General features: G+C 61.2%; 12 protein-coding genes. 1 reads left to right on the forward strand and 11 read right to left on the reverse strand.

Annotated elements, in window-relative coordinates; translation table 11 throughout:
* Nucleotides 1–30: 30 nt before the first annotated feature.
* The 11 genes from lpxD to rpsB all read right to left on the reverse strand — a co-directional run bounded on the left by lpxD (nt 31) and on the right by rpsB (nt 11,520).
* Entirely contained in the window at nt 31–1,107 is a 1,077-nt protein-coding gene (gene lpxD / locus FAZ11_RS21460) for a UDP-3-O-(3-hydroxymyristoyl)glucosamine N-acyltransferase (RefSeq protein WP_193557183.1), read from the reverse strand.
* Nucleotides 1,104–1,607 carry an OmpH/Skp family outer membrane protein gene (locus FAZ11_RS21465; RefSeq protein ID WP_058761988.1) on the reverse strand — a complete coding sequence of 168 codons (504 nt, stop codon included), beginning with the start codon at nt 1,605–1,607 and terminating at the stop codon, nt 1,104–1,106. The genes lpxD and FAZ11_RS21465 overlap by 4 nt, the downstream gene beginning before the upstream one ends.
* Before the next feature lie 38 nt (nt 1,608–1,645).
* Nucleotides 1,646–4,036, reverse strand: a complete 2,391-nt coding sequence (gene bamA, locus FAZ11_RS21470) for an outer membrane protein assembly factor BamA (protein WP_058793266.1) — start codon at nt 4,034–4,036, stop codon at nt 1,646–1,648.
* Nucleotides 4,037–4,109: 73 nt separating this feature from the next.
* Nucleotides 4,110–5,462 (reverse strand): RIP metalloprotease RseP, encoded by a 1,353-nt coding sequence (rseP, locus tag FAZ11_RS21475; RefSeq protein WP_058785198.1) that lies wholly within the window; start codon nt 5,460–5,462, stop codon nt 4,110–4,112.
* A 66-nt stretch (nt 5,463–5,528) separates the two neighbouring features.
* The gene (gene ispC, locus FAZ11_RS21480) at nt 5,529–6,710 is read right to left on the reverse strand and encodes a 1-deoxy-D-xylulose-5-phosphate reductoisomerase (RefSeq protein ID WP_058785197.1); all 1,182 of its coding nucleotides are present in this window, start codon (nt 6,708–6,710) and stop codon (nt 5,529–5,531) included.
* Nucleotides 6,707–7,522 carry a phosphatidate cytidylyltransferase gene (locus FAZ11_RS21485; RefSeq protein WP_058766639.1) on the reverse strand — a complete coding sequence of 272 codons (816 nt, stop codon included), beginning with the start codon at nt 7,520–7,522 and terminating at the stop codon, nt 6,707–6,709. Before FAZ11_RS21485 ends, ispC begins: the two co-directional genes overlap by 4 nt.
* A complete protein-coding gene (uppS, locus tag FAZ11_RS21490) occupies nt 7,522–8,271 on the reverse strand; it encodes a polyprenyl diphosphate synthase (RefSeq protein WP_099049440.1) in 750 nt (249 codons plus the stop codon). Before uppS ends, FAZ11_RS21485 begins: the two co-directional genes overlap by 1 nt.
* Before the next feature lie 18 nt (nt 8,272–8,289).
* Nucleotides 8,290–8,847: a ribosome recycling factor gene (frr, locus tag FAZ11_RS21495; RefSeq protein ID WP_058761983.1), complete on the reverse strand. Its 558-nt coding sequence runs from the start codon at nt 8,845–8,847 to the stop codon at nt 8,290–8,292.
* Nucleotides 8,844–9,587: a UMP kinase gene (pyrH, locus tag FAZ11_RS21500; RefSeq protein WP_058761982.1), complete on the reverse strand. Its 744-nt coding sequence runs from the start codon at nt 9,585–9,587 to the stop codon at nt 8,844–8,846. The genes frr and pyrH overlap by 4 nt, the downstream gene beginning before the upstream one ends.
* A 192-nt stretch (nt 9,588–9,779) precedes the next feature.
* Nucleotides 9,780–10,649 carry a translation elongation factor Ts gene (gene tsf, locus FAZ11_RS21505; RefSeq protein WP_058766640.1) on the reverse strand — a complete coding sequence of 290 codons (870 nt, stop codon included), beginning with the start codon at nt 10,647–10,649 and terminating at the stop codon, nt 9,780–9,782.
* A gap of 133 nt (nt 10,650–10,782) precedes the next feature.
* The gene (gene rpsB, locus FAZ11_RS21510; RefSeq protein WP_058761980.1) at nt 10,783–11,520 is read right to left on the reverse strand and encodes a 30S ribosomal protein S2; all 738 of its coding nucleotides are present in this window, start codon (nt 11,518–11,520) and stop codon (nt 10,783–10,785) included.
* Nucleotides 11,521–11,802: 282 nt separating this feature from the next.
* On the opposite strand from rpsB, the gene map reads away from it, so the two are divergent.
* Nucleotides 11,803–12,585 carry a type I methionyl aminopeptidase gene (gene map, locus FAZ11_RS21515; RefSeq protein WP_058761979.1) on the forward strand — a complete coding sequence of 261 codons (783 nt, stop codon included), beginning with the start codon at nt 11,803–11,805 and terminating at the stop codon, nt 12,583–12,585.

Raw genomic sequence — 12,585 nt, forward strand, 5'->3', positions numbered from 1 at the left:
GTTCAAAGAAGGGAAACATCCGATGCAGAATCAAGCATCAGAAGCGGCGTCATCCCGCGAGGTCACGGTAGCCACGATTTTTTCCAGATGTTGCAGACGGCGGGCCATGTCATCGAGGTGACGAATCCGAGCAGCGCTCTTCTTCCATTCACCTGCTGGCTGCATGGCCGTGCCCGAGGAATAGGCGCCTGGCTCGGTAATCGAGCGTGTCACCATGGTCATACCGGTGACGAACACGTTGTCGCACACCTCGATATGACCCACCATGCCCACGCCACCGGCGATGGTGCAGTGCTTGCCGATCTTGGTACTGCCAGAGATACCGACGCAGGCGGCCATGGCGGTGTGCTCACCGACTTGGACGTTATGCGCGATCATGATCTGGTTGTCGAGCTTCACACCGTTGCTGATCACCGTGTTCGCCAGGGCGCCACGGTCGATGGTGGTATTGGCGCCGATCTCGACGTCATCGCCGATCAGCACCCCCCCCAACTGGGCGATCTTCTGCCACTGGCCGCGCTCGTTGGCGAAACCGAAGCCCTCAGCACCGATTACGGCACCGGACTGCACGACGGCGCGTTCACCAACGATCACATCGTGATAGAGCGTCACCCGCGGCGCCAACCAGCTGTCAGCGCCTATGACGCTACGAGCACCTACCACACAGTGGGCACCCAGACTGACACCGGCACCGATGCGCGCCTCGGCCTCGATCACCACGTAGGGACCGATGGCGGCCGTTGGGTCGACGACAGCATCCGCAGCGACCAGGGCTGTGGGGTGGATGCCCGCCGGGCTGCGGGGTTTGCGATCGAACAGATGGGACAACCGGGCATAGGCCAGATAGGGATTGGCCAGGATCAGGGCGTCGCCGGCATAGCCTTCGGCATCCTTCTCCGATAACAGTACGGCACCTGCCTGGGTGTCGCCCAGGTAGCGGCGATACTGGGGATTGGCCAGAAAACTCAACTGGTCGGGACCGGCCTCGGGCAAGGTGGCCAAGCCGGTCACAACCCGCTCAGGCGTACCGCGCAACTCCACGGTCAACTGGCGGCTGTCGAGCCACTGCGCCAGTTCGCCCAGCGTAAAGGTCGTATGGCTCATCAACGACCCGCGTTCATCCGCTCGATCACCTGACGGGTGATGTCATATTGCGGCTTCACGTCCACCACGGCACCACGCTCGAGCACCAGGTCGTAATCGCCCTTCTTCAGCACCTCTTCCACTGCCTTGTCCAGACGCGGCTTCAGCTGCTTGAGCATGTCCCGATCGGATGCGGCCTTGGCATCGTTCAGCTCTTTGGACTGGAACTGGAAGTCACGGGCCTTCTGCCGGAAATCGTTCTCGAGACGGGTACGTTCGGCTTGCGCCATCTTGTCACCACCCTTGTTGAGCTTGTCCTGGATGTCCTTGGCGGAGCTTTCCAGGCCCTTCAACTTGTTGAGCTGGGGACCGAATCTTTTTTCGGAATCGACCGCGTATTTCTTGGCGGCATCCGACTCCAGCAGGGCCATCTGGTAGTTCAGCACGGCGATCTTGGTATCGGCGAAAACCGGGGCAGCAACGAGGACGGCAGCGAACAGAGCGTAACGGGTGTACTTGTGCACAGTTGACTCCTGCGTAAAGCGCAAAGGTGTAGCCTGGGTCAGAACGTCTGACCCAGCGAGAACTGGAAGACCTGCGGATCGGAGTTTTCCGGCTTCTTGACCGGTACACCGAGGCTGAAGCTCAACGGCCCCAAAGCAGTGACCCACGTCAGACCGACACCGACGGAACTCGCCATGTTCGAGAAGCTGACGTCACCGCAGTTCTGGGTCGAGCTCAGGTAGCACTTGGTGCTGAACACGTTACCCACGTCCCAGAACAGTACGGTACGCAGGGACTTCTGGTCCTTCACGAAGGGCAAGGGGAACAGGTATTCCACACCGCCGGTGATCAGCACGTTGCCGCCGAAGGCCTCTGACTTGTCACGATCGCGATAACCCTGGCCTTGAGCACCATACTTGGTCCCACGAGCCGGATCATTGTCGATATAACTAGGAGGAGTAGTCCGCGGCCCCAAGCTGCTGTCCTCGAAGCCCCGTACCGAGTTGAAACCACCGGCGTAGTAGTTCTCGTAGAACGGCAGACCATCGGTGCTACCGTAGCCGTCGCCATAACCCAGTTCGGTATGGAAGCGTAGCGCGGTATTGTCGGTCAACGGAGTGAACAGCTGGCCACGATAGTCGAGCTTGTAGAAGCTCAGGTCGCTACCGGGGATGGTGATCTGCCCGGTCAGGCTCTGGGAGGCGCCACGGGTCGGCAACACACCCCGGTTGAGCGTGGAGCTGGACCAGCCGATGCTCGCCTTGAAGTTGGTAAAGTTATCCCCTTCGCGCTCTACGAAATCGTAGATTTCGTCGGCGCTGTAGGTACCAGGATTGATCTCGTCCTTTTGCACGCTCAGACCATAGGTCAGGCGCGAGGTCTCGCTGATCGGGTAGCCCAGGGTGACACCGGTCCCCAGACTGTTGATCGAGTAGTAGGAGACGTCACTGTCGTACAGTTTGCTGTAGTCGGTGCTGCGGTAGAAGATGTTGTAACCCAGGCTCACACCATCGGGCGTGAAGTAGGGATCGGTGAAGCTGAAGTTGTACCGGCTCTGGTACTGGGAACGGGTCAGACCGATGCTGACCTGGTTACCGGTACCCAGGAAGTTGTTCTGGCTGATGGAGCCACCGAGGATCAGACCGGCGCTCTGGGCGAAGCCGATGCTGGCGGTGATGGAGCCGGAAGGTTGTTCCTCGACGTTGTAGTTGACGTCGACCATGTCGTCTGTGCCAGGCACCTGGGGCGTCTCGACCTTGACTTCCTTGAAGTAGCCCAGGCGCTCGAGGCGGGTCTTGGACTGGTCGATGAGATAGGTGGAAGCCCAACCGCCTTCCATCTGCCGCATCTCGCGACGCAGCACCTGGTCTTCGGTCTTGGTGTTGCCGCGGAAGTTGATGCGATTGACGTAGGCGCGCTTGCCCGGATCGACCACGTAGGTCAGGGACACGCTGTGGTCATCGTCATGGGGCTCGGGCAAGCCGTTCACGTTGGCGAAGGTATAGCCCTCGTTGCCCAGGCGACGGGTGATCAGGTCGGCAGTGGTGGTCATGACCTTGCGCGAGAAGACCTGACCGGGCTGGACCAGCATGAGTTTGCGCAGCTCTTCTTCCGGGACCTTGAGATCGCCGGATAGCTTCACATCGCGAACCGTGTATTTCTGGCCTTCGTTGATGTTGACCGTGATGTAGACGTGCTTCTTGTCGGGCGTGATGGACACCTGGGTCGAGGTGATGTCCATGTTGATGTAGCCGCGGTCGAGATAGTAGGACCGCAGCCGCTCGAGGTCACCGGCCAGCTTCTCACGCGAATACTTGTCGTCGTTCTTGAAGAAGGACAGCCAGTTGCTCGGCTTCAGCTCGAACAGCGAGGTGAGATCATCCTCGGGGAAGACCGTGTTACCCACCACGTTGACGTGGGAGATGGTCGCGACCTGGCCTTCGTTGATGTTGATCTTCAGCTGTACCCGGTTACGGGGCTGAGGGATCACCTCAGTATCGATGCTGGCGGAGTAGCGCCCCTGGGCGACGTATTGGCGCAGCAATTCGTTGCGCACACCTTCGAGCGTGGCGCGCTGGAAGATCTCGCCCTCGGCGAGACCTGCCTGCTTGAGACCCTTCATCAGGTCATCGGTGGAGATCGCCTTATTCCCTTCCAGGGTGATGCTGGAAATGGTGGGGCGCTCCACGACATTCACGACCAGGACGTTACCGTCGCGACCCAGCTGGATGTCTTGGAAGAAGCCGGTACGGAAGAGCGCTCGGGACGCTTCGGCCAACTTGTTGTCGTCGACGGCCTCGCCCACGTTCAGCGGCAGGGCGCCGAAGACGCTGCCGGACGATACACGTTGCAGTCCGTTGACACGGATATCGGAGATGGTGAAGGACTCGGCGTGTACCTCGCCGATCATCAGCGCGGCTATTACCGCAGGTAGCAGCAGGCGTTTCATGAGTCCCTTTTATTCCAACTGGCAAATAAAGAATCTGCCGCACTGGGCGGCAGATTCGGCAATCAGCAGAGTGTCAGAGGCGACCGAGGTCATTGACCAAGGCCAGCAGCATCACACCCACGACGAGGCTAATACCGATCTGCATGCCCCATGTCTGCACACGCTCGGACAAGGGCCGCCCGCGAATCCACTCGACGACATAGAACACCAGATGGCCACCGTCGAGCACTGGGATCGGCAACAGATTCAGAACCCCCAGGCTAATGCTCAGGTATGCCAGAAAATTGAGGAAGTCCCCGAGGCCTGACTGAGCAGAAGCGCCCGCCACTTTAGCAATGGTTATCGGCCCGCTCAAGTTTTTTACCGACAGCTCTCCCAAGAGCATCTTCTTCAGGGAAACCAGCGTCAGCACGCTCATCTGCCAGGTACGGCTAACCCCCTCCCCGACCGCTGCCACCGGTCCATAGCTGATTTCGCGCACCATATCCGCCGGCCACTTGACGGGAGCTACGCCAGCACCGAGATAGCCCGTCTCTGTCGAATCGACACGGTGAGCCCCCAGATGGACGGATATTTCCTGCCGCTGGCCCTGCCGCTCGAAGGTCAGCGTTACCTTGCGATTGGGATGGGCGCGTACCCAATCCACAGCCTGCTGCCAATCACCAATGGCGTCACCGTCCAGGGCAACCAGACGATCACCCGTTCGTAGGCCGGCGGCCTGAGCCGGACCTACCGGATCCAGTTCAGCGACGACCGCCGGCACCCGGGGCCGCCAGGGCTTTAGACCCAGGGCCTGAATGGGATCGGGATCTTCGGCGCCACGCAGCCAGGCATCGAGCTGGATGACAGTGCTTTGCTCTGCCGTGGTGCCCGGCAGCCTGTAGCGAATCTCCAGCGGACCACTCTCGCCCAGTCGATCGACCAATAGCAGATTGACCGCTGACCAGCTATCCACTTGAGAGCCATCGACCGCGGTCAGTTCAGCCCCTATCGGAATGCCAGCCATGGCTGCGGGGGTACCGGACACAACCGAACCCACCACCGGGAGAGGCTGCTGGGAGCCCAGCATTGCCAGCAGCCAGAAGAACAGGATGGCCAGCAGGAAGTTGGCGATAGGACCTGCCGCCACGATGGCGATGCGCTGACGCACCGTCTTGCGATTGAAGGCGGCATGCTGCTCTTCGGGCGCAACCGGCGCTTCGCGCTCATCCAGCATCTTCACGTAGCCACCCAAGGGGATGGCTGCGACGACGAATTCGGTGCCGTGTCGATCATGCCAGCGTGCCAGCGGCTTACCGAAGCCAACGGAAAAGCGCAGCACCTTAACGCCGCAACGGCGCGCCGTCCAGAAATGACCATACTCGTGGATGGTCACCAGCACGCCCAAGGCGATCAGGGTTCCCAGTATCGTATAAAGGATGGTCATGGACTGCCTCCGCTACCTCAGTGTGCAGATTCTGCGGACTCGCGGACCGGGTGTCGAGGCGCGTATTCAGCGTCTCGCCAGCCACTCCCGTGCCAGCTGCCGAGCGGTGGTATCGGCCGCGAAGATCGCGGCGAGATCCTTTGCCGGACGAGGCTCGGCGCTGGCGAGCACCGACTCGATCAGTTGCGGAATTTCAGTGAACCCCAGTCGACCCTCGAGGAAGGCCTCGACGGCTACCTCATTGGCGGCATTGAGCGTCGCCGGCATGCAACCGCCCGCCTGGGCGGCTTCACGGGCGAGACGCAGACAGGGAAAACGCTCCTCATCGGGACGCTCGAATTCGAGCCGAGCGATGTCGAACAGGTCCAGCGCCGCTACACCGGAATCGATGCGCTCCGGCCAGGCCATGGCATGGGCGATAGGCGTACGCATATCGGGATTGCCCAATTGAGCCAGTACTGAGCCATCCACATAGTCCACTAGAGAATGGATGACGCTCTGTGGATGGATCACTACCTCGACCTGCTCGGGCGTAGCCTCGAATAGCCAGCAGGCCTCGATCAACTCGAGCCCCTTGTTCATCAGGGTCGCAGAGTCTACCGAGATCTTCCGCCCCATCGACCACTTGGGATGGGCGCAGGCCTGGTCGGGGGTCACCCCAATCAGTTGCTCAGCAGGCGTCTGCCGGAACGGGCCGCCCGAAGCGGTCAACAGAATGCGGCGCACACCCTTGCGCGTCAGACCAGGACTGGCCGGATCGGCCAGGCATTGGAAGATGGCGTTGTGCTCGCTGTCGATCGGTAGCAGGGTCGCCCCACTGGCGCGCACCGCTTCGATGAACAGGGCGCCGCTCATCACCAAGGCTTCCTTATTGGCCAGCAGTACCCGCTTGCCCGCCTTTACCGCTGCCAGGGTGGGCTTCAAGCCCGCCGCACCGACAATCGCCGCCATCACGGTATCGACCCGCGGATCGGCAGCTATGGCTTCCAGCCCGCCCTCGCCTATCAGGATTTCAGGAATCGACTCGGCGTCTTCAAGCAGCAGCCTCAGCTGCCTGGCCGATGCCTCGTCCGGTACAGCAGCATAGACGGGCCGGAAACGGCAGCAGAGCTCTGCCAGTTCGTTCAGACGGCGGTGTCCGCTAAGAGCGAAGACCTCGTAGCGCTCAGGGTGTTGCGCCACCACATCCAGGGTGCTGGCACCGATGGAACCCGTCGCCCCTAGCACACACAGTTGCTGGACACTCACTGCACACCCCAACCCGCCCACCAGAGCAGTAGCGCGAACAGGGGTACGGCAGCCGTGAGACTATCGATGCGATCCAGAACGCCACCGTGACCCGGCAGCAGCTGGCTGCTGTCCTTCACGCCCGCCTGGCGCTTGAACATGCTTTCGGTGAGATCCCCTACCACGGAGATGAGCACCACGCAGGCGGCACCGATGAGCGCCTGCAGCAGATCACCCAGCCCCCAGCCCCTAACAAGCCCTAGCACCAGGGTCGCAATCAGCGCTGCCGCCAGGCCGCCATAGAGGCCTTCCCAGCTCTTGCCCGGGCTTACTGCCGGCGCCAGCTTGCGCTTGCCGAAAGCCCTGCCGGAAAAATAGGCGAAGATGTCGGCCAACCAGACCAGCATCATCACTTCGAGAATCAATAGATTTCCGCCCGGCGCTGCCTTGAGCAACATCAGCCCCTGCCAGGCCGGCACCAGCACGACCAGGCCTATGAGCAGGCGGCGCCAGGGCGCCTGCCAGGCACGGGCGCTATCGGGATAGGTAAGCACCAGAACGGTCGCATACAGCCACCAGGCCAGACTGATGAACAACAACCCATGAGCTCCGGCCGGCAGCCACCAGCAGACCAGCAGCGCGATGCCGACGATGGCCGCATAGGCACAGCGCAGGCCCTGGGCTTCCAGACCCGCCAGGCGCGCCCACTCCCAGGCACCCAGCACGACGACCGCGCCGATGAACAGCGCGAAGGCCGCGCCTTCCAGCCAGAAAAAACCCGCCAGGGCGATGGGCAGAAGCACCATCGCCGTCATGATTCGCTGTTTCAGCATTAGGCGCGTAGCTCCGCTTCCACCTGTTCGCAGGTTCTGCCGAAGCGCCGCTGGCGCGTGGCGAAATCGGCCAGGGCCGCCTGCATGGCTTCGTGCTTGAAGTCCGGCCAGAACAGGTCGGAGAAGTACAGCTCGGCATAGGCGATCTGCCAGAGCAGGAAGTTGCTGATCCGATGCTCACCCCCCGTACGGATGCACAGATCGGGCAATGGCAGATCACCGGTTGCCAGGCGACTCTGCAGCAGTTCCGGCGTGATGGCGTCCGGCTGCAGTGCCCCCTGCTGGACTTGCAGCGCCAACTGCTGGGCAGCCTGGGTGATGTCCCACTGACCACCGTAGTTGGCGGCGATCTGCAGGACGAACCGGGTATGGTGGGCCGTGAGCGCTTCCACCTCGGCCATGGCCGCTTGCAGTTCCGGATGGAACAGCGAGCGATCACCAATGATGCGCAGACGAATGCCGTTCTGATGCAACTTCTTGGCTTCCCGCCGCAGCGCAGAAAGGAAGAGTTCCATCAGTGCACCCACCTCATCGGCCGGACGGCGCCAATTCTCGCTGGAGAAGGCGAACAGCGTCAGCACCTCGACCCCGGCGTCGCCGCAGACCTCGATGACCGCCCGCACGGCGTCGACGCCGGCCTTGTGGCCAGCGACGCCCGGCAGCAGCCGGCGACGTGCCCAGCGATTATTCCCATCCATGATGATTGCCACGTGACGTGGCACCACCTTGCCTGGCTTGCTCATGCCCATGCTACGTCCCAACCGTTGTCAAACAGCCATCAAGTCGGCTTCCTTGGCCTCCAAAGCCTTGTCCACCTCGGCCACATACTTGTCAGTCAGCTTCTGGACTTCGTCCTGAGCGCGACGATCTTCGTCTTCGCTGATTTCCTTTTCCTTGAGGAGATCCTTGAGCTGGGCCAGGGCGTCGCGACGGATGTTGCGCACCGATACCCGCGCCTGCTCGGCCTCGGCACGCGCCTGCTTGGTATAGCCCTTGCGCGTCTCCTCGGTCAGCGCCGGCATCGGCACCCGAATGGTGGTACCTGCGGTGGCCGGGTTCAGCCCCAGGTCCGAGGTCATGATGGCCTTTTCCACCGCCTGGATCATGCTCTTGTCGAACACGCTCAGGGCCAGGGTACGGGAATCCTCAACGGTGACGTTGGCGACCTGACGCAGCGGCGTGTCGCTGCCGTAATAGGACACCATGACGCTGTCCAGAATGCTCGGATGAGCACGTCCGGTACGGATCTTGGCAAAGGTGTGGCCCAGGGCTTCCAGGGTCTTGGTCATGCGCGCCTGCGCATCCTTCTTGATCTCGTCGATCATGCTGCTCCCTCCTCGATCAGGGTACCCTCGCCACCGCCCACCACGATGTTGAGCAGGGCGCCGGGCTTGTTCATGTTGAATACCCGCAACGGCATGCTGTGGTCACGGCAGAGACAGATGGCCGTGAGGTCCATGACACCCAGTTTGCGGTCGAGCACTTCGTCATAGGTCAGACGCTCGAATTTTTCGGCATTGGGATCCTTGAAGGGATCGGCCGTGTATACACCATCTACCTTGGTGGCCTTGAGCACCAGATCGGCTTCCACTTCGATCGCCCGCAAGCAGGCGGCGGAATCGGTGGTGAAGAACGGATTGCCGGTGCCGGCGGAGAAAATGACCACTTCGCCGCCCTTCAATTGGCGCAGGGCCTTGCGGCGATCGTACTGGTCGGTCACGCCGACCATGGAGATCGCGGACATCACGGTCGCGGGGATGTTGGAACGCTCCAGCGCATCACGCATGGCCAGGGCGTTCATCACCGTGGCCAGCATGCCCATGTGGTCACCGGTCACCCGATCCATGCCCGCCGCGGACAGCGCCGCACCGCGGAACAGATTGCCACCACCGATCACCAGACCGACCTGGACGCCGATACCCACCAGCTGCCCGATCTCGAGCGACATGCGGTCCAGCACCTTGGGGTCGATCCCGAAGTCTTCGCTGCCCATCAGGGCTTCGCCACTGAGCTTCAGCAGAATACGCTTGTAACGGGGTTGGCGACCACTCATCTGCTGTGCCATTCACTCTCTCCTGTGGCGATGAACATATGCGGGGGATTTTGATCCAGCGATAGGAAAGCGCAACTGCAGTTGCGTTCACTCGAATCAGCAAAAAACTCGTTGGGAGGCGAGAAACTAGACCTGCCTTCCAATTTGACAAAGAGGCCGCGCGCTCGAAGCGGGCGGCCTCCTGGTCATCAGCGGATGCCGATCTTACTGCTTGCTGGCCGCCAGCTGGGCAGCGACTTCAGCAGCGAAGTCGACTTCGGCTTTCTCGATGCCTTCACCCACTTCGTAACGCACGAAGGAGACGATCTCGGCACCGGCTTTCTTGGCCAGTTCGCCGACCTTGACTTCCGGGTCCTTGATGAAAGGCTGCTCAACCAGGCTGGCTTCGGCCAGGAACTTGTTGATACGACCCTTGACCATGTTCTCCACGATGTTTTCCGGCTTGCCGGCGATCTTGTCGGCGTTCAGCGCCAGGAAGATTTCCTTTTCCTTGGCGATGGCTTCTTCGGAAACCTGGGAGGGGTTCAGGAACTGGGGATTGCTCGCCGCGACGTGCATGGCGATTTCCTTGGCCAGTTCGGCGGTGCCACCCTGCAAGGTGACGACCACGCCGATGCGGTGGCCGTGGAGGTAGGCGCCAACCACATCGCCTTCGACACGGGTCAGGCGACGGATGTTGACGTTCTCGCCGCACTTGGCGACCAGGGCTTCACGAGCACCTTCCTGAGCAGCGATCAGCGGAGCGGCGTCGCTCATCTTCTCGGCGAAGGCCTTGTCCAGGCTGGCGGAGACGAAACCCTTGAAGTCGTCCTGCAGAGCCAGGAAGTCGGTCTGGGAGTTGACTTCGATGATGACGGCAGCCTTGTGGTCGTCGGCGACCTTGACCGCGATGGAGCCTTCGGCAGCCACGTTACCGGCCTTTTTGGCGGCCTTGATGGCACCAGCGGCGCGCATGTCGTCGATGGCCTTTTCGATGTCGCCACCGGCAGCGGCCAGGGCCTTCTTGCAATCCATCATGCCTTGGCCGGTACGCTCGCGCAGTTCTTTGACCAGGGCTGCAGTGATTTCTGCCATGTTTGAAATCCTCTTGAATCGGTTTCGAGGTCACTCCGCACGGATGGCGGAGCCAATGAAACGCTAGTAGGCAAAAAGGGGGCTAGGCCCCCTTCTCGCGCGTCGAACCACTCGACCCCAGGGGTCGCTTCGCTTAGCCCTCGACGGCTTCGGCAGCGGTTTCTTCGACGAATTGCTCACCGGCGCCGGCATTGCTGCCGCCACGCAGAACAGCGTCAGCAACGCTGCTCAGGTACAGCTGGACGGCGCGGAAGGCGTCGTCGTTACCGGGGATGACGTAGTCCACGCCTTCCGGACTGCTGTTGGTATCGACCACGCCGATGACCGGGATGCCCAGCTTGTTGGCTTCGGTGATGGCGATGCGCTCGTGATCGACGTCAACCACGAACAGCGCGTCCGGCAGACCGCCCATGTCCTTGATACCACCCAGGCTGCGCTCGAGCTTCTCGAGATCGCGGGTGCGCATCAGAGCTTCTTTCTTGGTCAGCTTATCGAAAGTACCGTCCTGGGACTGGACTTCCAGATCGCGCAGACGCTTGATCGAAGCACGGATGGTCTTGTAGTTGGTCAGCATGCCGCCCAACCAGCGGTGGTCGACGAAGGGCTGACCGCAACGAGCGGCTTCTTCACGAACGATCTTGCCGGCGGAACGCTTGGTGCCGACGAACAGGATCTTGTTCTTGCCGGAAGCCAGGCGCTCAACGAAGGTCAGGGCCTCGTTGAACATCGGCAGGGTCTTTTCGAGGTTGATGATGTGGATCTTGTTACGCGCGCCGAAGATGTACTTGCCCATCTTCGGGTTCCAGTAACGGGTTTGGTGGCCGAAATGCACGCCGGCTTTCAGCATGTCACGCATGGAGACTTGAGACATTAGATGTTCCTCGTAGTCGGGTTGGGCCTCCACGCATCCCAATGACCAACCTCCTTGCGGAAGCACCCAGGTCATCGTGTCGATGCGTGTGTGGGGTTAGGAGCGCAAAAGGGCAGAGCCCCGAAAAAGCGCGCGACTTTATATCACGCTTGACCGAATACCACCAGCGGGTATTGCCGCGAACCAGAAAGACCGGACGCCCTGGCGACCCAGCGCGGACGCCAGCTCTGGTAGAATAGCGGATCGAACGCCAATGCCCGCCGTGATACCTAGAGATTTCCGATGACTGTCATCCTGAAGACCCCCGAAGACATCGCCAAGATGCGCATCGCCGGCCAACTGGCCGCCGAGGTGCTCGAAATGCTGGACGAGCATATCCGTCCCGGCATAACCACCGAGGAACTGGATCGCCTGGCCCATGACTACATCGTCAACGTGCAGCAGGCCATCCCCGCCCCGCTGAACTACAAGGGCTATCCGAAATCCATCTGCACCTCGCTGAACCACGTGGTCTGCCACGGTATTCCCAATGACAAGCCGCTCAAGAGCGGCGACATCATGAACGTGGACATCACCGTGATCAAAGACGGCTACCACGGCGATACCAGCAAGATGTACCTGGTGGGCGACGTCCCCGAATGGGCCGATCGTCTGTGCCAGGTCACCCAGGAATGCCTCTATAAAGGTATCTCCCTGGTCCGCCCGGGCGCGCGCCTCGGCGACATCGGCGAGATCATCCAGAAGCATGCCGAAAAGAATGGCTTCTCGGTGGTGCGCGAGTATTGCGGCCACGGTATCGGCAAGGGCTTCCATGAAGAGCCGCAGGTGGTGCACTACGGTCGCGCCGGCACTGGACTGGAGCTGCAGGCCGGCATGATCTTCACCATCGAACCGATGATCAATCAGGGCCGCTACGAGACCCGCCTGCTGGGCGATGGCTGGACCGCCATCACCAAGGACCGCAAGCTGTCCGCCCAGTGGGAACACACGGTACTGGTCACCGACCAGGGTTACGAGATCCTGACTCTGCGAAAGGATGAAACCTTTCCCCGCGTTTCTGCGTGA

This window comes from Pseudomonas rhizoryzae, from assembly GCF_005250615.1.
In the GTDB taxonomy this organism is placed as follows: Bacteria; Pseudomonadota; Gammaproteobacteria; order Pseudomonadales; family Pseudomonadaceae; genus Chryseomonas; species Chryseomonas rhizoryzae.